This window comes from Corynebacterium sp. MSK195, from assembly GCF_030228885.1.
Classification (GTDB): domain Bacteria; phylum Actinomycetota; class Actinomycetes; order Mycobacteriales; family Mycobacteriaceae; genus Corynebacterium.
Window position 1 is genome coordinate 1 of sequence record NZ_JASPGT010000005.1, and the last position, 20,523, is coordinate 20,523.

At 57.5% G+C, this 20,523-nt stretch carries 16 protein-coding genes and 3 pseudogenes; 8 read left to right on the forward strand and 11 right to left on the reverse strand.

The genetic code is table 11. The features are described 5' to 3' along the window. Positions 1 to 282 precede the first annotated feature (282 nt). From QP909_RS06425 to QP909_RS06435, 3 genes are read right to left on the reverse strand one after another with little or no spacing between them, the layout of a single operon-like run. Entirely contained in the window at positions 283 to 804 is a 522-nt protein-coding gene (locus QP909_RS06425; RefSeq protein ID WP_150851232.1) for a hypothetical protein, read from the reverse strand. A 60-nt stretch (positions 805 to 864) separates the two neighbouring features. Continuing rightward, positions 865 to 2,004, reverse strand: coding sequence for a hypothetical protein (locus QP909_RS06430; protein ID WP_150851231.1), 1,140 nt, complete (start codon positions 2,002 to 2,004; stop codon positions 865 to 867). Beyond that, a complete protein-coding gene (locus QP909_RS06435; protein ID WP_150851230.1) occupies positions 1,994 to 2,707 on the reverse strand; it encodes an ATP-binding cassette domain-containing protein in 714 nt (237 codons plus the stop codon). Before QP909_RS06435 ends, QP909_RS06430 begins: the two co-directional genes overlap by 11 nt. A 769-nt stretch (positions 2,708 to 3,476) precedes the next feature. Between QP909_RS06435 and QP909_RS06440 the strand changes: the two are divergent. Beyond that, positions 3,477 to 4,670 (forward strand): annotated as a pseudogene (locus tag QP909_RS06440) (IS3 family transposase). A gap of 33 nt (positions 4,671 to 4,703) precedes the next feature. On the opposite strand, the pseudogene QP909_RS06445 reads toward QP909_RS06440, so the two are convergent. From QP909_RS06445 to QP909_RS06465, 5 genes and pseudogenes are all read right to left on the reverse strand, one after another. After that, positions 4,704 to 5,671, reverse strand: a pseudogene (locus QP909_RS06445) (IS3 family transposase); the annotation flags it as partial. Between the two features lie 80 nt (positions 5,672 to 5,751). Then, a pseudogene (locus QP909_RS11915) lies at positions 5,752 to 6,258 on the reverse strand (exonuclease domain-containing protein); the annotation flags it as partial. Positions 6,259 to 6,294: 36 nt separating this feature from the next. Next, positions 6,295 to 7,533 (reverse strand): LCP family protein, encoded by a 1,239-nt coding sequence (locus QP909_RS06455; RefSeq protein WP_284766595.1) that lies wholly within the window; start codon positions 7,531 to 7,533, stop codon positions 6,295 to 6,297. A 62-nt stretch (positions 7,534 to 7,595) separates the two neighbouring features. Then, positions 7,596 to 8,294 carry a CPBP family intramembrane glutamic endopeptidase gene (locus tag QP909_RS06460; protein ID WP_284766596.1) on the reverse strand — a complete coding sequence of 233 codons (699 nt, stop codon included), beginning with the start codon at positions 8,292 to 8,294 and terminating at the stop codon, positions 7,596 to 7,598. Then, complete coding sequence (locus QP909_RS06465; RefSeq protein ID WP_284766597.1) at positions 8,291 to 9,427, reverse strand: amidase; 1,137 nt, start codon at positions 9,425 to 9,427, stop codon at positions 8,291 to 8,293. Before QP909_RS06465 ends, QP909_RS06460 begins: the two co-directional genes overlap by 4 nt. A 33-nt stretch (positions 9,428 to 9,460) precedes the next feature. On the opposite strand from QP909_RS06465, the gene pheA reads away from it, so the two are divergent. Together pheA and QP909_RS06475 are read left to right on the forward strand one after the other, a co-directional pair. Continuing rightward, positions 9,461 to 10,357: a prephenate dehydratase gene (pheA, locus tag QP909_RS06470; RefSeq protein ID WP_284766598.1), complete on the forward strand. Its 897-nt coding sequence runs from the start codon at positions 9,461 to 9,463 to the stop codon at positions 10,355 to 10,357. A 9-nt stretch (positions 10,358 to 10,366) separates the two neighbouring features. After that, the gene (locus QP909_RS06475; RefSeq protein ID WP_284766599.1) at positions 10,367 to 11,020 is read left to right on the forward strand and encodes a histidine phosphatase family protein; all 654 of its coding nucleotides are present in this window, start codon (positions 10,367 to 10,369) and stop codon (positions 11,018 to 11,020) included. Here the strand turns inward: QP909_RS06475 and QP909_RS06480 are convergent. Genes QP909_RS06480 through QP909_RS06490 form a run of 3 tightly spaced genes read right to left on the reverse strand, consistent with a single transcriptional unit; the run spans position 11,017 to position 13,223 of the window. Continuing rightward, on the reverse strand, positions 11,017 to 11,364 hold the full coding sequence (locus QP909_RS06480; RefSeq protein ID WP_049377520.1) for a metallopeptidase family protein: 348 nt from the start codon (positions 11,362 to 11,364) through the stop codon (positions 11,017 to 11,019). The genes QP909_RS06475 and QP909_RS06480 overlap by 4 nt on opposite strands. Continuing rightward, on the reverse strand, positions 11,364 to 12,437 hold the full coding sequence (locus tag QP909_RS06485; RefSeq protein ID WP_284766600.1) for a septum formation family protein: 1,074 nt from the start codon (positions 12,435 to 12,437) through the stop codon (positions 11,364 to 11,366). Before QP909_RS06485 ends, QP909_RS06480 begins: the two co-directional genes overlap by 1 nt. A gap of 36 nt (positions 12,438 to 12,473) precedes the next feature. Then, on the reverse strand, positions 12,474 to 13,223 hold the full coding sequence (locus tag QP909_RS06490) for a GntR family transcriptional regulator (protein ID WP_284766601.1): 750 nt from the start codon (positions 13,221 to 13,223) through the stop codon (positions 12,474 to 12,476). A gap of 65 nt (positions 13,224 to 13,288) precedes the next feature. Here QP909_RS06490 and serS point away from each other — a divergent pair, with 65 nt between their 5' ends. The 5 genes from serS (at position 13,289) to glpK (ending at position 20,522) form a co-directional block, all read left to right on the forward strand. Continuing rightward, positions 13,289 to 14,545 (forward strand): serine--tRNA ligase, encoded by a 1,257-nt coding sequence (serS, locus tag QP909_RS06495; protein WP_049359893.1) that lies wholly within the window; start codon positions 13,289 to 13,291, stop codon positions 14,543 to 14,545. Positions 14,546 to 14,568: 23 nt separating this feature from the next. Then, the gene (locus QP909_RS06500; protein ID WP_284766604.1) at positions 14,569 to 16,182 is read left to right on the forward strand and encodes a lysophospholipid acyltransferase family protein; all 1,614 of its coding nucleotides are present in this window, start codon (positions 14,569 to 14,571) and stop codon (positions 16,180 to 16,182) included. Between the two features lie 298 nt (positions 16,183 to 16,480). Further along, positions 16,481 to 18,205, forward strand: a complete 1,725-nt coding sequence (locus tag QP909_RS06505; protein ID WP_284766605.1) for a glycerol-3-phosphate dehydrogenase/oxidase — start codon at positions 16,481 to 16,483, stop codon at positions 18,203 to 18,205. Between the two features lie 3 nt (positions 18,206 to 18,208). Continuing rightward, positions 18,209 to 18,946, forward strand: a complete 738-nt coding sequence (locus tag QP909_RS06510) for an MIP/aquaporin family protein (protein WP_284766606.1) — start codon at positions 18,209 to 18,211, stop codon at positions 18,944 to 18,946. Positions 18,947 to 18,974: 28 nt separating this feature from the next. After that, positions 18,975 to 20,522: a glycerol kinase GlpK gene (gene glpK / locus QP909_RS06515; protein WP_284766607.1), complete on the forward strand. Its 1,548-nt coding sequence runs from the start codon at positions 18,975 to 18,977 to the stop codon at positions 20,520 to 20,522. The last annotated feature ends 1 nt before the right edge of the window (position 20,523 follow it).

Genomic DNA, 20,523 nt, shown 5'->3' on the forward strand with positions numbered 1-20,523 from the left:
CAAGCGCCCTTTGCCGGAGTTGAGGTTGGCTTATGAAGAACTTCTCAAATCAGCTTGACACAACATAGGAGCATCACGCTCTTCCAGATTGAAAACAAACGAACTTCTAGGCGGGCTAAACAGGAAAAGTACTTCAGACACAGCCGGCCGATTCGAGAAAGAAGTCCAATTTCCCAGCTGGAAACAATCTATCAATCAAACGATCGTGGCCTGCCCTGGTTGCTTCAGTAAAATACCTGTTCCCCACCCCACGCACAAAGAATTGACGCGCTCTACTGTTAGCTAAAACGCAGAGCGCTTGAATTTACGCAAAGAAACAACACTCATGAAAAAAGAAACCACGCTTAATATTAATGGAATACGGCCGGGTGGAACCTCTAAAGCGAAAAGAAGGAGTTTCCAATTCGTATCAGACAATGATGGCCAAAGAGCAGTTTGTAACACAAGCTGTGCTACAAGCAACAAAGCAAGTGTATCCACACTCACATATCTACCTATAAGAAGCGTCAAACCTGTAAGAACAGTAGATACATAAGCAAATCTAGTGCTTCCTATGCCGCAAAGGGAAAATACCCAAGGAATAACCCATAAAGTTACGAGGACTATACCGTCAATAAACAGCCAATTCCGTGAAGCTTGCGCTTCTAACCTGGAAATCTGATTTCTGAAAAAAATCACTGGCAATGCGGCATAAGAAAACGAACATAAAGTGCCAACGTTCGCCCCAGCAGTATCATTGAGCCAAGGGATATTTAGTAACCATCCCTCAGCAAAAGCAAGAACAAAGCCAATAAACAGCACCATGACTAAAACAGTAATTAGCCTATGCCCACGGCAGTACAAGAATGCGTATGATGTCATGAGCTAATTGCTAACTCTGCACACAGTGTGTTCGATACGCTGGACAACATCTCCAACGTTAACTTGTCGATTAGGCTCCCAAGGAAGACCACTAAGCGTAATTCCCAAATCTTTCGCCGGAATTCCGCAGATTTTAGAGTCTGAACGAATCAGTTCTGCAGATCCAGCTTGATCCACGAACTCTCCAACTATCCCCTCTACCGTGGATTGGCCGCTTAAACTTAAATGCTCTTCCGAAAAATCTCCCCACATCACAGGACGCTCTGAAAAATCTCTCCACTCAGTAGGCGCTATTTCAGAAAAAGCATCCCTCGCCTGGATATTAAGTAATATATTTTCGCTAGGAACTTCAGGCCATGCGCATACATTAGAAGAGCAAACAACCTGACGAGAATCTCTTTGTGCAAGGCCAAACTCTGTGAGTTGCTGCGCCCAAGCAAAAGAGCCGATAAGACAGAGAAGCCCTAAAAAGGAAGTTAATATATACAATTTACTACTGTGCCTAAACAGTGCCGCAGCCGAGACTATGGTCAGCGTAGCTCCGATAATCCCTGCAATCGCTGTCCCAATTGCTTTCACATCTAGCGTTGCGTCAAAAGAACAGCACGCTAAAAAATCACCAGTTATATGTCTTAGGGCTCCAGGAGAAGTGGCTGGAACTACCGCATACCACGTATATGCAAGCGCAGCTGATACAGACACTGATACCAGTGGTTTAAACGAAAAACCAAGTGCACTTCCGATTAGCGTCCAACAGATACCGACGATGGACGAATAAGCCAGCATAACCCAAAAGATTAAAGAGCCGAACAGCGCAGAATCAGTACTTTGTGAAAGACTTGCTAATACATAGCTAAGAGGAAAAATCAGCGACCATACAAACATTCGGTTCACATAAATACGAGCCACAGATTTTCTCCCCATCTGCACTAGAGGACGAAAACGTGATGCTTCCCATGCCATTGCGGCAGAAACCGCAGGCGCAATTACGAAGAATACCAATGTAGATTGAGCAGCATTCGACTCATAGTATGGCGCCTTTCCTAACTCCGAAATAGGAACTGCGCTAAGGATTAGCCCAATAAGGCAAATCCATAATGATGGCCGACGAAGCCAGTGTTTAACACCGAAATTAGGAATCACTGTAATTTCCTCTCCGTACAAAAGATCGTGAGAGAATATGCGCCGGGGTATTTCCCGACTCTGTAGCTAGCTGTACAAAATCTTGCCGTGAACCATCGAAATGTAGCTTCCCCTTATCAAGAACAAGAACACGCTCGAAAGGCCTCTGTAGTTCGCCAGCATCATGCGTTGAGACAACTAGGTTATGCCCTCTATCCACAATCCGTTGGTATACCTCAGTGACATGCTCTTTGCTGAGTGGATCAAGTGCCGCACTAGGTTCATCAAGCAGTAATGTTTCCGCCCCAGAGTTCAACGCAGTGGCGATCGCCAACCTAGAGCGTTCTCCTCCACTAAGACTTTCGCACCGTTGACTAGACACTCTTGACAAATCTACAAAATCTAGCCAATCTAAGCTTTCTTTCTTTGCAGTCTTTTTATCTCGCCCGAACAACCAAGCAACATAAGCGCAGTACTCACTAGAGGTGAAACCGATAATAGGATTGAATGTCTGCTCTACTAGAGATATAGATCCCTTCCTTAGTACTGTTCCTTCCTTCGGAGAAGAATCTGATGCAAGAGCAGAAAAAAGCGTTGATTTCCCAGCACCATTAGCCCCCAGTAGAAGCGTGGGGCGTTCATCTATCACCAGCTGCGGTATATCCAGAATTGTCTTATTTGAACGCCGCACTCTTAGTGCATTAACCCGAGCAGTTACTACCATACAAATTTCATCCACTTGATGGTCAAGTGGTTCCAATCAAATGTATGGATATCGGCATGATACTTTCCTGCAGCCTGGCGCCCCCACCCGCCTCGGTCCCATCCCCCATAGCATCTATTGAGCGAACGCGATCCTAGGTCGGGGTCCGGCCTCTTAGAAAGCTCTCGGCGTAGGGTCATCTCAACTTTTCCAGGAGATCCATGTACAGCATTTAAGCAGGTAGCTGCTGTAATCTCCGTGTTGTACCCATCAATGTTTCGATCGCTCCAGCCGCGAGTCCTGAATCCATCGCGAACCCCGCTAACACTAGTTTCAAAGTGTCCCTCCGCATTTGCTGGAGCAGCGAACATAGAAACCGCCAAGGCAGTAACTAGCCCTGCTACAATTTTCTTCTTCACAGAACTTCCCCTTCCGAAAGTTAAGCATGCCAAAATCGGCCTCGTCTTTATGTGTCTGTCTCAAGCCCTAAATGGTAAATGGCTTTACCTATGCCTGAAATAGGTTTACCTTAACTTATTCACTTATAGTATGTACAGCCCGCAGTAAAAATATTCTAATTAATTACCCCCAATTACCCCTTATCCCCAAGTTCTATCCACCTTTAAAGCGTATATTCATATTCATAGGCCACGAGGAAAACGCTAAGCTCAAACGGCATAAATCTTTCGAGTTGACGCGTCCCTCACTAGGCTAGGGCGGACCTGACCCCCATTTGGTGGACACCTGATATCCAGCCCAGTCGGACTGGGAAGAAAGGTAATCAACCACCATGTCCAGGTATTCCGAACAGTTCAAACGCGATGCCGTGGCCCTCTATGAAAACAATGAGGGACCTCTCGTTGAACTCAGCATCAGCAGAGCTCGGTATTAATCGAGCCTCGCTGCATTCTTGGGTCAAGAAGTACGGCACCGGCAAACGTGCCCGCATTAAAGCCGTGCATGATAAAGCCCAAGCGACGAATGATTCTGAGCGAATCCGCCAGCTGGAAAAAGAGAACGCGAAGCTGCGCGAAGAACGCGACATCCTGCGCAAGGCCGCGAAATATTTTGCCGAAGAGACACGCTGGTGATCCGCTTCCAGTTTGTCTATGACCACCGAACCGAATACTCGGTCAAGCGGATGTGCCACGTGTTAAAGCTCAATCGTTCCTCGTTTTATAAATGGGTGCAAACCCGTGAAAAGCGCAGGTTAAAGATGTATTCCGATGCCCTTATTGGTGCAAGAATTACAACCATCTTTGATGATGAGCACGGGCTTTATGGTGCTAAACGTATCGCCGCAAGCCTGAAGGAAGACCCAGCGTATACCCCGACCAATCATAAGAAGGTTGCACGCATCATGAAATCCATGGGGCTAAAAGGCTTTAGCAAACGGCGTCGATGCATCACCACCAGGCGCAAGCCTGGTCACCGTGTCATGCCAGATCTCGTAGGCCGTACATTCACAGCTGACGAGCCAAACCGTGTGTATGTCGGCGACATTACCTACCTGCCGTGTAAGGGCGGCAAGAACATGTATTTGGCCACAGTCATTGACACCTATTCACGGAAACTTGCAGGTTATGCACTCGCAGACCACATGCGTGTCTCACTGGTCATCGATGCACTAGCCCACGCACACGGTGTGCGTGGCAGTCTTGACGGGGCTATTTTTCATTCCGATCACAGCAGCGTGTACACCTCACAAGCGTTCAGAAATTACTGCTCGTCGCTGGGTGTACGCCAGTCCATGGGAGCGGTAGGAACGAGTGCGGATAACGCCCTAGCAGAATCATTTAACGCTACTTTAAAGCGGGAAGTGCTGCGTGATCGGAAAGTCTTTGACAATCCGATCACCTGCCGGCAGGAAGTCTTCCGGTGGTGCATGCGCTACAACACCCGTAGGCGGCACTCCTGGTGCAACCTTGTGGCTCCTGATGCTTTTGAAGCAGAGACTTCAGCTACACTGACACAAGCAGCATAGCCAACCCCCGATGTGTCCACTTTCCGGGGGTCAGGCCCCAGCTAAAGCCGTAGAGTATTTCAACGACACGTACTGTCTGCCCCGATCACTGTGATGAATCAACTGGTCGCCATGGATCCTTCCAGCAGTGGTTAAAACCTGCTCTAAAGCCTCCATCAGCAGCGCAACAGTACGCAGCGTAGAGCGCGTGACAACACCAATGATTTTCCGACTGAAGACATCAACTACAAATGCGGTGTAAGCGAATCCCGACGAAGTGCAAACATAGGTAATGTCGGCAACCCAAAGCCTGCCCGTTTCCTGCGCACGGAAGTTTCGGCTCACAAGGCCAGGGCGATGATCCGGCGTCTTCGGGACGATCGTTGTCACGGGGCCCGTCCACGTCTGCGGTCAGAAACACCTGCTAGCTTCATCAACTGGGCAGTCTTATCGCGGCCGATATAAAAGCCTTCACGGTTCATCGCGTGCCACATTTTGCGGATGCCGTAGACCGAAAAATTCTCCGCATGCACCCGCTGTATCTCTGGGATGAGCAGACTATCGCTTAACGCTTTCGCACTTGGGATACGTTGAGAGGCTTTCCGGTAGCCGCGTGAGGTGATAAATCCATGATCTGCTTGTTTAAGGACTCTGCAGATGACCTCGACCCCAAACTGATCTTTGTACACGTCGATGTAGGAGATCATTTGGTCGTGAGTAGGTCGAGTTCCGCTGCGAAAAGCCGAAGTTGTCTTAAGAATGCCGTTTGCGCGTTTCAGTTCGCGGTTTTCTCGGCGCAGACGTTTGAGTTCTTCTTCCATTGTTTCGCCGCTTGACGCGTCAGAACTATCACGTACTGAAGCGCTGTCACGGTACTAAGTCCGCAACGTGTGATGAGATACTCCAAGTAGCTCACCGACCTCCATGTAGGCGTGTTGCAGTGAGCAAGACTCCAGACGGACCATTTCGATGATCTGATGGATCTCCTTCTCCCTGAACTCAGCGGAATATCTTCTAGGCATAGTTCAATCCTTCCTTAGCTGAGCCTAGGACGCTTCACTTCTACAGGCCACTGTGTCCAGTGTGGGCGCTGGTAGTAGGCCTATATGTTGCGCGGGAGTAGTAGTGTGGCGTGGCTTTTCTGCCAGGTGTTGGTGGCGTGGAATGCTTCGCCTTGGCGGAAAATCATGCGGCCAATTTCGCCGCGTTTGAATCCTAAGAGGGCGTGGAGCATGTTCACCGTGGCGGTCGCATCAGCTACTGCTGCGTGCGCGTCGGGATTGTCCAGTCCTAGGCGGTCAAGGAGTGCCGGTAGGTTGTAGGGGCCGCGGTCGAGTATTTGCTTAGCAAGGTCAATGGTGTCGATGAAAGGAAAGTGCTCGTCCTCTTCGACTCCGGTCATGCAGTCGACCTCAGCAACTATCATTTTGGAGCCAAGCGGTGCGTTGTGGGCGCAGGCCCCGATGTCCTTGGTAATGCCGTGAATGTGGGAGTTTTTAATGGCCTTGCCGTCTGGGTGGAGCAGTGTGTGCCAGGAGTCGACGGGGTTGAAGTGGCAGTCGGCGCTCCTGGCAGCAAGTTCAATAATGCGGGCATAGCGCTTTTTAAAGCCGGTGGCTTCGGGGCCCGGGCCATTTTTTGATCCCTATTTGAGGGAATCCCACAACCCGGAGGCTGCTTCATCGTCCCAGAGGACGACGTTTCCTACCTCGGTGTCTTGGAAACCGCCGATGGGGACGGTTTCTGTTTCCACACCCGAGCCCATGGCAAGTGCCACACGGGCGAGGTGCCAGACGTGGTCGCCCTCACCGACGATGAACGAGGAGGCGGTGTGGTTGACCAAGGAGAAGGCGCGGAATGGGTTAATCAGGGTCGCTGGGGAAGCAACCTTGTCCAGCAATGCGGAGAAGAATTCGCGCTGTCGCTGCACGCGGTCAAGGTCACCCATGGCGGTGGCGCGGGTGCGCACGTAACCGAGGGCGTCGCGCCCCTTGAGCTTTTGGCAGCCGTCTTGGAGATCAATGCCGGCCAGCGGGTCATTGATGGGTTCTTTCACGCACACGTCTACGCCGCCGACGGAGTCGACCACATTGGCTAGGCCACCCATACCGATCTCGGCATAGTGGTCGATGTGCAGACCGGTCGTGCCTTCGACGGTTTGGGTAAGGAGCTGTGGTCCACCGTAGGTAAAGGCGGCATTGATCTTGTCCATGCCAAAACCGGGGACTTCCACGTAGCTATCGCGTGGGATGGAAACGAGCTTGGCCTTACCGGTGCGAGGGATGTGCAGCAACATGATGGTATCGGTGCGGCCCTCGCCCACATCACCACCGGTGCCTAGCTCCGCCTGCTGTTCCTCGCTGAGTCCCTGGCGGGAATCGGAGCCGACGAGCAACCAATTGGTGCCGGCGGTATTAGACACTTGTTCTTCTGGCAGCGCCTCGACGCGGGTGAGGCGGGCATCGGTCCAGAACATGAAGACGAGATTGAATACCAGTAGGACAACGAGCGCCAAGCCAACGCACCCGAGGGCGCGCTTGGCCGGATTGACCTTCTTGCGGCGGCTGTGCGGGCGCTGCCGGGGCGCCGGGCGCGGCTCGGTACGACGAGGCGGGCGCTGCTGCGCGCGGTACTGGCTGGGGTAGCGGCTCGGCGTTGGGGGCGGAGTGCGGCGCGGGGGCTGTTGCTGTGGCTGCGGAGCGCGGAAGGATTGTTGCTCGGGTTCCACGCGCCGCGGCGTCGGGCGGGCGGAGGAACGGCGTCGAATGGGGCGGCCGTATCGATCCTTGAGGGGACGTCCATCGGCCCCAAGGACGAATTCAGTGGAGGAGTCGTCGCCGGCGCGGCGGGCCTCCCGATGCGGATCTCGTCCTGATTCAGTCATGCGCTATACCTTACAAGGAGCAGGGAGCAACGCCTGCTTCGCGACGTCCCCTACGGGCATTTTCACAGGAAGGAATAACCCACGAAAGCGACGGCGTCGATAAGAAAATGCGCTATGACCAAAGGCCATACCCGCCCCGTGCGGTGGTAGTAATAGCCGTAAATTAAACCCATGATGATATTGCCAAAGCCAGCGGAAACTCCCTGGTAGAGGTGGTAAGAACCGCGGAGAATGGAGCTTGCGGCCAGCGCTGCTGGCAGCGACCAGCGGGCCTGGCGCAAGCGCGTCATAAGCCACATCACCACCACGGTTTCCTCCGCGAAGGCGTTGGCGCCGGCCTTGAGGAGGGAAACGGGAATTTCCACCCAAGCATTGGCGAAGTCGCCGGGGATGACCTCCTTGCTCCACCCCAATTGCACCGCCGCGACATACAGGGCGAGCCCCGGGATGCCAATGAGGGCGGCAAGCCCTGCGCCTTCTAGCCAGTCGCGGGCGCGGTGGGCACGGGGCACTATGCGGTCCTTGGCCAGCAGGAAAAGCGCTAAGGCTCCATAGGAAAAGAGCACGGCGGCCGAGCACAGCTGCAGTCCCATATCCACCCAGACAAGGGAGGATTGGCTGGAATTGAGCGTGACTGATTGCTCGTCGAGTCGCTGCGGCGCGGCCAGGGAATTGATGAGGTTCAACACCGCCCGCACCCCGGAAATGCCAAAGGTGAGGGTGAGGACGATGAGTAGCTCGGCGCGTAAGGACTTGGTCATGGGTGGAGGATGTGGGCGAGGCCGAGCAGGGCGGCGTCGGAAAGCGTAATGCCTCCTAGGTGCACGCCTACTGGCGGGTGATTGGGAACGGCCCATGGCACGGAAATGGCTGGCAGGCGGGCCATGTTGAAGAGGGAACCCCACGGAGACCACCGGGTCTGGGCCGCGAAATTCTCCGCATGGGGCAGGGACAGGAAAGAACCAATACGCGGCGGGTCCGTGGTCAGCATTGGGGTGAGGATGGCATCGACTCCCCACTCTTGGGCCAGCAAGCCAGGTAGCTGCCGGACATGCGCCCGCGCCGCGGCCAGCTCAGCGGCGCTAACGCGCCGGCCCTGCTGAGCAATCCACTCGGCGTAGCCTGCCGCCGGGTTGAGCCCCGCCAAACGGGAGGTAAAGGTCGTGCGGAAATGCGCAAAGGTGGCCCGGGCCTGCGGATACGGGGAAATAGGCACCACGGTGAAGCCGGCTGCCTGTAGGCGTTGGGCGGCCTCGCGGGCGGCGCGCAGGTGGTGGGCATCGACGTTGGCATCACAAAACAGCGGCTCTACCAGCAGACCAATGCGGGCGCGCGGGGTGATCATTCGGTGGCCATGTAGAAAGGCATTATCGGCCACGGTCCGGGTGATAAAGCCCTGCACACCCAGTTCTTTTCCTGCCGGTTTAAAGCCCACCACGCCGCATGCCGCGGCCGGCACTCGGATGGAACCGCCGCCATCGCTGGCGTGCGCCGCGCGCAGCAACCCGCGCGCGACCTGTACCGCAGCACCGCCCGAGGAACCACCCGGTGTGCAGCCGGGATAAAGGGGATTATCGGGATGGGGCAGGCCCACCGGTTCCGTATCCACGCGCAGGCCCAACTCCGGCGTGGAGGACTTACCGATGATGCGCGCACCTTGCTTCTCCAAGGCCTCTATAAAGGCATCGCTGCGCTCGGGGTGGTAAGTGCGATCGACATTTCCCAAAGTAGTGGGCATGCCGCGGACATCGCAGAGATCCTTGGCGGAGAGGACCCAGCCGCTCAGCCGGCCTCGGCCGGAGGGCTCGCGGTCTACATCCAGGTAGGTGAAACCGTGCTCCTCGGGGGTAAGGCCGTGCAGATCCGCGCGGAGTTGTTCTACGGAAAAGTCCATGGGGCACCAGTCTAGTGGGCTAAGGTGACGTGCATGACTACCACCATCGCCTTCCTCGGTCCGGCCGGCACCTTTACGGAAGCGGCCGTGCATAAGTTTGCCGCGCACCTGCCGCAGGTAGAGACCATGCCGGTTGGCTCGCCTTCGGAGGCCGTGGCCGCCGTGCGCGCCGGGCACGCCGAGTACGCCTGCGTAGCCATTGAAAATTCCGTCGATGGCGCTGTCACCACTACCTTTGATGCGCTCGTTGAAGCCGAACCGGTGCAGATTTACCGCGAGGTGGATGTCCCCGTGGCCTTTAGCATCATGACCCGGCAGGGCGCGGGCGACATTGCGCGGCTGAGCACCCACCCGGTGGCATTCCAGCAAATCCGCGGTTGGGTAAAAGACAATTTGCCGGAGGTAGAGTTCGTGCCGGCCAGTTCCAATGCCGCCGCGGCCGAGGCCGTAGCCCGTGGGGAAGCGGATGCAGCCGCAGCTCCGGCGCGGGCCGCCGAGATCTTTGGGCTGGAGACCATCGCCCAGGGCGTGGCAGATGTCGAGGGCGCCGCAACGCGCTTTGTCCTGGTGGGGCGACCGGGAAAACCCACTGCAAGGACTGGCCAGGACCGCACCAGCGTCATCTTCACCCTGCCAAATGAGCCAGGCAGCCTGGTGGGGGCGTTGCAGGACTTTGCGCACCGCGGGGTGGACCTGTCCCGGATTGAGTCGCGGCCGACGCGGGAGTCCTTTGGTACGTACCGCTTCTACGTGGACCTCATCGGGCACATTGACGACCAGCCGGTAGCGGAAGCGCTGCGGGCCTTGTGGTTGCGGGCAGAGGACTTGCTTTTCCTCGGCTCCTGGCCGGCGGCAACCCCGGCGGGCAAGCCACCGCGCGATCTGGCAGCGGCGGATGATTGGGTAGCGCGGGCACGCAGGGGCCAATAATCTAGAAGCATGCCCGGAAGAATTATCCTGCTGCGCCACGGCCAGACCTATTCCAATATTTCCCGCTTCCTCGATACCCGTCCGCCCGGAGCGGAGCTTACCGAGCGCGGGCGTGACCAAGCCACGGAGGTAGGCCAGGAACTTGCGCAGTTGGTGGGCGAGCGCGAGGTGGAATTTAAATGCTCCATTGCCCTGCGCGCTCAGCAGACCGCGATGCTGGCGGCACGCGCCTTTGAGCAGGAGCGCGGAATGCCGGAATTTTCCCAGCGCGTTGACGTAATCGCCGGCGTGCACGAAATTTTCGCCGGTGACTGGGAGATGGACGGCAGCGAGGATGCCCATAGGTCGCACATGGTGGCCATGCGTGGCTGGTGCGATGGCGAGCGCGGCGCCGGGATGGAAGGCGGCGAGACCTTGGATGATGTGCTGGCGCGCTACCAGCCGGTGCTGGAAGGCATTGCGGAGCAGCTTGCCGACGACCACGATGTCATCCTTGTCAGCCACGGCGCCGCCATCCGCGTGGTCACCAAACATGCCACGGGTGTTGACGCCGACTTTGCCTATACCGGCTACCTGGCCAATTGCCGCTTTATGGTGATAGAACCGCGCGGCAAGGATTTTGGTGAGTGGACGTTGACCCGGTGGGCGGATACGGAGCTCTAGCCCCAGCCCAAGCGGTGCAGCTCCTCTTCCTCGAGGCCAAAGTAATGGCCGAGTTCGTGGAATACGGTGACCTTCACCTGCTCTGCTAATTCCTCTTCGCTGCCGGACCAGCGTTGCAGCGTGTTGCGGTAAATGAAGATCGCATCGGGCAGGAAACCGGTGTGATCGAAGGTGCGGTGGGGCAGTGCTACGCCCTCGTAGAGCCCTAGCAGCATAGGGTTATCGGGATTTTCATCTTCGACCAAAATGACGAGGTTGCGCATGCGGCGCACGAATTCCTCGGGGACTTGATCCAGCGCCTCGTTGACCATCTCATCGAAGCGCTCTTCTGATACCTCGACCATTAGGGCGCTGGGGCCGGGGCGGGGGCGGCAGACTCGGGTGCCGGGCTCTTGTCCTTGTCCTCACGCAGTGGATTGCGCTCAGGGCGTTCCTCCGGCGGTTGGCCGTCGATAGTCAGCGCCTGGCGTCCACCGGTAGCGGAACCGGTGATGGCAGAGAAACCGCCGCCTTTGCGGGCATGCACAAGGGAGCAATTGACGGACTTGGTGCCGCCGTTCCACGAGGCCTCGGTGATAGAGCCCCAGAATGGTTGCAGCGTGGACTGGTAGAGCTGCTCCTCGCCGCCAAGGTAGTCCTCGGTGGCGGCGGTACACGTATCGGACAGGAACTTGTCCATATCCTTGCCATCCGGGTAGCCGTCAGGGAACTGCTTGCCCACATCAATGACGGAAACGGTCTCCATTTGGTGGGGCTTAGCGCAGTCAACGACGTGCGGAACCTGCTTGTCATCGATGGCTAAGCACTCGCCCGGCTTGGCGAGGTTTGCCTGCTCGGAGGCCTCGACGTTGCCGACGGTAAGCTGCGGTACGCCGTGATCATCGGTGGTTTGCAGGCCGCACAGCAAGGTGCGGTCGCCGCGATCCCAGGCGGACTGCGGCGGCAGAATGGACGCCACATCGTACTTACCATTCGGATCCCACTTACCGTGCAGGTAGCCCACAGTGGCGGATTCGCACAGCTCATCGCGCAATTGGTGTTGGCGGGTTAGCGCTGGGCGGGTGGCATCAGGGCCGAATTCGCTAGTGGGGTAGATGCTTAGGTCTTCGGTCTTGGAAACCTCGAAGCGGTGCTGTTCCGAGCACGGCACTTCCTTGAACCCAGTGGCGGAGCCATCCTGGGCGATGTCCCACGTCAAGCAAGCGCCGGCGGCCGCAGCGGTGAAAGGCTCCGGTTTAGGAGCGGCGGTTTCTGAAGTATCCCCGCTATTGTGCTGCTGGGCGGCGGTAGTATCGTCGCCACCAGATTTGTGGGAGCTGATAACGCCATAGATGCCCATGAAAACGGCCGCCGCGATTGCCGCAATCAAGACAATCTGGACGGCCACAGCGGAACGCCACGCAGGTGATTTCTTCATAAGGCCCTTAATCTTACCTGTTAAGCAGGGTGCTGGCTAGATACTGTTCTCCCTAGCCACCCGGGTAGTCAGGCGGTAGCGGTCGGTGCGGTAGACGGAGGAACACCACTCCACCGGCCTATCGCCCGAGCGGGAGTAGCGCACGATGTGCAGCAGTGGGGTGCCCACGGGGACGTCGAGAAGCGGAGCAGTGTCCGCATTGGCTGAAATCGCCGAGACCGTTTGATCCGCATCGGTGATGGGTACGTCAAAGACGGAGTCGAGAATGGCGTAGACCGAATTGTAGGTGTCATTTTCTAGCAGGCTGGGCGCATACGTGGAGTTATACCAGCCGTCATCAATGGAGTAGGGCTCGCCATCGCCCAAGCGCAGGCGGCGCAGATGAATATGTTCGGTTTGGGCAGGGGTATCAAAAAAGAGGGCGGCATCCTCCGGGGCGCTGCTGCGTCCGCTGGTAAGGATTTTGGAGGAGGCAGTGACGTCTTGTGCGCCCATCTCATCCGAGAATGAGGCGAGGTGGAGCCGGGAGACAAGGGGATTGGGCGCTACGAAGGTGCCCTTTCCGCGGACGCGCCGCAATTTTCCGGCCGCGACAAGATCTCCGATGGCGCGGCGTACCGTGATCCGTGACACGCCATAGGTTTCTTCAAGAAGCCTCTCGCCAGGCAGGATATCGCCGGGTTTGAGGGTCGTGCGGCACAATTCTTCGAGGATATCGTGCAATTGGGTGTGTTTTGGAACGGAACCGTCCGTAATTGTGCGGGCGGGGAGCTGAACGGCGGACATAAAGCCATCATAATTCGCTGGTTATTACCACCGCAAGATGTTGCCAATACGCTAAACTTACATTCGTGATTGATCTCAAGCTACTCCGCGAAAACCCCGACGTTGTCCGTGCTTCCCAGGTGAACCGAGGTGAGGATCCCTCCCTCGTAGACCAGCTCTTGGAAGCTGATGAGCAGCGCCGCGCTGCTATCCAAAAGGCCGACGAACTGCGCTCTGAACAGAAGGCTTTTGGCAAGAAGATTGGCCAAGCCTCCCCAGAGGAGCGTCCGGCACTGCTGGAGGGCTCCAATGAGCTGAAGGCCAAGGTCAAGGAGGCGGAAGAGGCACAGTCTGCCGCTGAGGCCAAGGTGGAAGAGCTGCAGTACAAGCTCGATAATGTGGTCGAAGGTGCCCCGGCCGGCGGCGAAGATGACTTCGTAGTGGTAGAAGAAGTAGGCCAGATTCCTGAGTTCGACTTCGAGCCAAAGGACCACCTTGAGTTGGGCGAGTCCCTCGGCCTCATTGACGTCAAGCGCGGCGCTAAGGTAGGCGGCGCTCGTTTCTACTACCTCACCGGCGATGGTGCCTTCCTGCAGCTGGGAATGCTGATGCTCGCGGCGCAGAAGGCACGCGAAGCTGGCTTCAAGCTGATGATCCCGCCAGTCCTGGTTCGCCCAGACATTATGTCCGGCACCGGTTTCTTGGGCCAGCACTCCGATGAGGTTTATTACCTGCCGGCCGATGATATGTACCTCGTCGGTACCTCTGAGGTGGCCCTTGCCGGTTACCACAAGGATGAGATCATCGACCTCTCCAATGGCCCGCTGCAGTACGCTGGCTGGTCCTCCTGCTTCCGCCGTGAGGCTGGCTCCCACGGTAAGGACACTCGCGGCATCCTGCGCGTCCACCAATTCGACAAGCTGGAGATGTTTGTCTACTGCAAGCCGGAGGATGCGGAAGAAATGCACCAGCGCCTTCTGTCCATGGAAAAGGACATGCTTGCAGCCATGGAACTGCCCTACCGCACCATCGATATTGCCGGTGGCGACCTCGGTTCTTCGGCGGCCCGCAAGTTCGACAATGAGGCTTGGGTTCCTACCCAAGGCACCTACCGTGAGCTCACCTCCACTTCGAACTGCACCACCTTCCAGGCACGCCGCCTGTCCACCCGCTACCGCGACGAGAACGGCAAGACCCAGACCGCAGCTACCCTGAACGGCACGCTGGCGACTACCCGCTGGCTCGTTGCCATTCTGGAAAACCACCAGCAGGCCGACGGCTCCGTTGTTGTCCCTGAGGCCCTGCGCCCCTTCGTGGGCAAGGATGTCCTGACCCCGCAGTAAGTCCGCCGTCGTCCTGGAGAGTTATGAACGCTGCGACGAATTTCCTGTACCGCCAGATCACCCACATCGGCAGGGGGGTGACTCTGGCACAGGGATTAAAAATGCGCCTTTCGGGGGAAGAAAATATCCCCGATCAGGGCGGCGCGGTGTTGGTCTGCAACCACACCGGCTACATGGATTTCCTTTTCGGCGCCTTTTTGGCCTATCGCAAGAAGCGTCTCGTACGCTTCCTGGCTAAAGCTGGAATCTTTAAAGCCCCGGTGGCAGGTCCGTTGTTGAAGGCCATGCACCACGTGCCAGTTGACCGTATCGATGGCAGCGCCTCCTTCCGCCAAGCGGTACAGCTGGCCAAGGACGGCGAACTCGTGGGCGTGTTTTCTGAAGGAACAATTTCCCGCAGCTTTGAAATCCGCAGCATGAAAAGTGGCGCCTCTCGTATTGCCTATGAGGCGGGGGTGCCGGTAATCCCACAGGTCATTTTTGGTTCGCAGCGCCTGTGGACCAAGGGGCACAAAAAGAACCTGGGGCGGACCAAGACCCCTGTCTTTATTACCGCCCTCGAACCGTACTATCCCACCGGCGATGCGGAGGCTGATACCGCGGAGATTCGACGCCGTATGCAAGAGGCGTTGGAAGGACTATGGGAGCAGTACGAAGCCGAATTTGGACCCATGCCTGCCGGTGAATACTGGGTGCCCGCCCGTAAGGGTGGAGGGGCTCCTACCCTTGAAGAGGCAGAAGCCCGCGATGCTGAAGTAGAAACAGAACGCCACCGCGTACGCCGACTGCGCGACGATCTAGTGGGCCTCAAAGAACGCGTCTCCGTTACTACGGTTGACTTGGTGCGCAACCACATGGCCGCCGCCAAGGGAAAAGACGGGGAGGAGCCAAAGAATAAGGCGCGTACCGCTCCGGAGACCCTGGAGTGGATCAAGAACAACCTCAACGCCGTAGTAGAAGAGGCAACCCGCGGCTTGGATGAAGGTCGCGATAAGGTCGCGGATGTCATGGCGCAGCTGAAGTCGGAGGTCGCGCAAACCCAAGCGTCCATCGCGGCCAGCAGCAAGGAGATATGGGCCGGTTCCGTAGCAGAGCAAGGCCTTTTGGCGGCAGCTACCCAATCCCGGCTTATCGTCTCGCGCTTGCCGCACCGCGTGAAGGCGCAATTCTCTTCCATACCCCGCGTGGTGGTGGCGCAGAGCAGCGCGCTGAATTGGGAAGATGGCGCGCTGACTCCGCGATTGCACAAGGCTTTGGCAGATATCTACCCGGCAGCCGAAGTCCTGATTGTGATATCACCCGCCGGTGAGGTGGAAGTTCCGCAAGCCGTGTGGAGCGTTGTCCTTGATGAGGGTGCTGTGCAGCCGCGTCTCGATACCGCTGCACTGTCCGTCACTGCCGCGACCGCGGTACAAGGCGTCGAGTGCATCCTCGAGGATCTGCAAGCTAAGCCGGAAGAAGTTTTGGTCTTTGCTAACGAGCAAGGGGATGAGGATTTCCTCGACTGGATGTCGGTAGTGGCTTTGGAAACTGCCCCTATTGAGGTGGTTAAGGGTGCCCAGGTGGTCACTTATTCTGCCGAGAAAGCCGGAATGTCCGAAGTGCTTGAAGCAATGGCGCGGTTAGCGCAGAAATAGCGCGGGCTTTCCGTCCGCTTTACACCCCCGCGAGGGGGTGTTTTTTCTTTTTGAATGTCTAAGTATTTTAGGAAAACTGACTGCTTACGGGCCTGAAACTTACGTGTGAGTAACCACATGTGTAACTCACGTCCGTGACCCCTAACATAGATTTCAGGAGATAAAGTCTCTGCAGTCGCGGTGCGAATCTTTCCACCGAAACCACAATTTAACTGCTTTTAGCTGTGCTTTTGCCATCTCATTCATGGATTTATGGCGCAGGCACATGCTAGCACCAAGGAAGGAGATGCGGTCAGCAATGACCCAGCAAAGCAACCAATCCTTTAACCCCGAATACTTTGAAAATCTATGGAATGGGTACGCGGATAAGGAATACGACGTAGTCATCATCGGTGGCGGTTCCGTAGGCGCCGGTGCGGCAGCGGACGCCGCTACCCGTGGCCTCAAGACCGCCGTCATTGAGGCGCGCGACTTCGCCGCAGGTACCTCTTCTCGCTCCTCCAAGATGTTCCACGGTGGCCTGCGCTACCTGGCCATGTTTGACTTCCGCCTGGTGGCGGAGTCCCTCAAGGAGCGCGAGCTGAACATGTCCACCCTGGCACCCCACCTGGTGAAGCCGCTGAAGTTTATCTTCCCGCTGACCCACCACGTATGGGAGCGCGTGATGATGTTCGGTGGCTTTACTCTTTATGACCTCATGGGTGGCTCGAAGAGCGTCCCAATGCAGAAGCACCTCACCCGCAAGGGCGTGCTGAAGGTGACCCCGGGTCTGAAGGACGATGCCATTGTGGGCGGCGTGCGCTACTACGACACGTTGGTTGATGACGCCCGCCACACCATGACCGTGCTGCGTACCGCCGCCGAGTATGGCGCCGATGTACGTACCAATACCGAGGTCATTGGCTTTGACAAGGACCGCGGCGGCCGCATCGTAGGTGCCAAGGTACGCGATACCGCCACCGGCCGCGAGACTACCGTACGCGGCAAGGTCTTTATCAACGCCACCGGTGTGTGGAATGACAAGATTCAAGAGATGGCCGGCGTGGAGGGCAAGTTCACCGTTCACGCCTCCAAGGGCGTGCACATCGTCGTGCCGAAGGATGCGCTCGATGCAGAGGCAGCCCTGTGCTTCGTTACCGAAAAGTCCGTTCTCTTCGTTATCCCGTGGGGCGAGTACTGGATTATCGGTACCACCGATACCGATTGGGAAAAGGGCCTCTCCTTGCCAGATCCGGCACCAACCAAGTCCGATATTGACTACATCTTGGATCAGGTTAACCAGCGCGTGCGCCGCAAGATCACCCGCGATGACATCGTGGGCGTCTACTCCGGTCTGCGCCCGCTGCTGTCCGGCAAGTCCGATTCCACCACCAACCTTTCCCGTAACCACGCGGTTGCGCGCGTGGCCCCAGGCATGGTTTCTGTTGCCGGCGGTAAGTACACCACGTACCGCGTCATCGGTAAGGATGCCGTGGACCTGGCAGTGGAGGAGCTGGATACCAAGGTCCCGGAGTCTATCACCGAGCAAACCCCGATCCTGGGCGCCGCCGGCTACCACGCCTTGGCCAACCAGGTCCCATCCTTGGCTCGTCGCTACAACCTGAGCGAGAAGTTCATTGAGCACCTGCTCGGCCGCTATGGCTCCCTGCTGGGTGAGGTTTTGGCACCGGCAGCTGAGGACGCCTCCCTGCTCGAGCCAGTTCCTGGTGCCGAGTCCTACCTGTGGGCCGAGGTCCGCTACGCCGTCACCCACGAGGGTGCATTGCACTTGGAAGACATCCTGTCCCGCCGCCTGCGCATCGCCATCGAGTACGGCGACCGCGGTGTGAACGCTGCCCCGGCTGTTGCTGATTTTGTGGCACCGCTGCTGGGCTGGAGCGACGCCGACAAGGAGCGCGAGGTATCCCAATTCAAGGCCCACACGCAGGCCGAACTTGAAGCAGAAGCTGCGGTAACTGACCGCGAAGCCAATGACATTTTGGTGCGCGCAGGATCCGCCCGACCCACCCAAAACGAGGTATAAGTTATGACCGGATTTGATGCATTCCTGTGGGAGTTTATCGGCACTGCGTTGCTGCTCCTTCTAGGCAACGGCGTATGTGCACTGGTAAACCTGCGCACCTCTGGCGCACGCGGCTCCGATTGGATAGTTATTGCCCTGGGCTGGGGCATGGCGGTTTTCGTCGGCGCGAGCGTGGCCGATCCCACGGGCGGGCACCTTAACCCCGCCGTCACCGTAATGTTGGCCGTCAATGGCTCGCTCGAGTGGTCCCTGGTTCCGTACTACTGCCTGGGCCAGATCCTCGGCGCTATCCTCGGTGCCATCCTGGCGTGGGCTGCCTTCAAGCAGCTTTTCGACGCCAATAATTACGACGACGCCGGAAACGTCACCGGCGCCAATAAGGACACCAACGGTATCTTTTTTACCAAGCCGGCCCACCCTAAAAATGGCTGGAATGCGGTGACGGAGTTTATCGCTACCTGTGTGCTGCTGATGTTCATCGCCTTCGGCCCAACCGGCGGTGAGCTAGGCCCAATGAGCTACTTCGCTGTTGCCTTCGTTGTTGTGGCAGTCGGTCTGTCCCTAGGTACCCCCACGGGTTATGCCATCAATCCGGTCCGTGATCTGGGCCCGCGAATTGCCTATGCATTCATCTTGCCCATCCAGGACAAGGGCAGTGCGAACTGGGGCTATGCTTGGGTCCCTATCGTGGCCCCGTTGGTCGCGGCTGTAGCCGTTGGCCTGTTGTCCGTTGCGCTCTAATTCCATCTTCGTATAGGAGACTAGACACATGACTAACAAGAAATACGTCGCCGCTATCGACCAGGGAACCACGTCGACGCGCTGCATCATCTTTGATCACAACGGCGAGCAGGTTGCCGTTGGCCAGCTCGAGCACGAGCAGATCTTCCCGGAAAAGGGCTGGGTAGAACACGACCCAGAAGAAATCTGGAGCAATACCCGTCGCGCCGTCGGTGAAGCACTTGCAAACGGCGATATCACCGTGGAAGACATTGACTCGGTAGGTATCACCAACCAGCGTGAGACCACCGTGGTGTGGGATAAGCACACCGGTAAGCCGGTCTACAACGCCATTGTCTGGCAAGATACCCGTACCACCGCCATCTGTAAGGAACTCTCGGGCGAGGAAGGGCCAGAAAAGTGGCGCCGTCGCACCGGTCTGATTATCAACTCCTACCCGGCGGGACCGAAGGTGAAGTGGATCCTCGATAACGTCGAAGGTGCCCGCGAGCGTGCTGAGGCAGGCGACCTGCTCTTCGGCACCATTGATAGCTGGCTGCTGTGGAACCTCACCGGCGGCGCCGAGGGCGATGCCGGCCGCGAAGCGTTGCACGCCACCGACGTCACCAACGCCTCCCGCACCTTGCTGATGGACATCGAAAAGCTGGAGTGGGATGAGGAACTGTGCAAGGAAATGGGCATCCCGATGTCCATGCTGCCGGAGATTCGCCCGTCCCTGGGCGATTTCCGTACCGTGCGTGAGCGCGGCTCGCTTTCCGGCGTGCCTATCCGAGCCATCCTGGGTGACCAGCAGTCCGCGATGTTCGGCCAGGGTTGCTTCCGCGCAGGTTCCGCAAAGAATACCTACGGAACCGGCCTGTTCCTCCTGCTGAATACGGGTACCACCCCGAAGTTCTCCGAGAACGGCCTGCTGACCACCGTCTGCTTCCAGCGCGAGGGCGAGCGCCCCGTGTATGCCCTCGAGGGCTCTGTATCCATGGGCGGTTCCCTGGTGCAGTGGCTGCGCGATAACCTGCAGATCATTCCCAACGCTGCGTCCATCGAAAACCTCGCGCGTGAGGTTAAGGACAACGGCGGCGTCTATATCGTGCCGGCCTTCTCCGGACTCTTCGCTCCGTACTGGCGCCCGGATGCCCGCGGCGTCATCGTGGGCCTGACCCGCTTTGCTAACCGCAAGCACTTGGCTCGCGCCGTGCTCGAATCCACCGCGTACCAGACGCGCGATGTTGCCGACGCGATGGTGGCGGATTCCGGCGTGGAGATTACCGAGCTGCGCGTGGATGGTGGCATGACCATGAATGAACTGCTGATGCAGTTCCAGTCCGATATCCTCGGCGTGGAAGTACACCGCCCGAAGAATATCGAGACCACCGCCACCGGTGCTGCCTTCGCGGCAGGCCTGGACCATGGCTTCTGGGATGACCTCAGCGTCCTGGGTAGCCAGGCCGGAGACATGAAGGTATTCAAGCCGAAGCGCGATAAGGAAGAGGTAGAGGGGCTCTACCGCGATTGGAAGCGCGCAATTAAGCGCTCCCTGGAGTGGGAGGATAACGAGGACGAGGACCTGAACTTCTAAG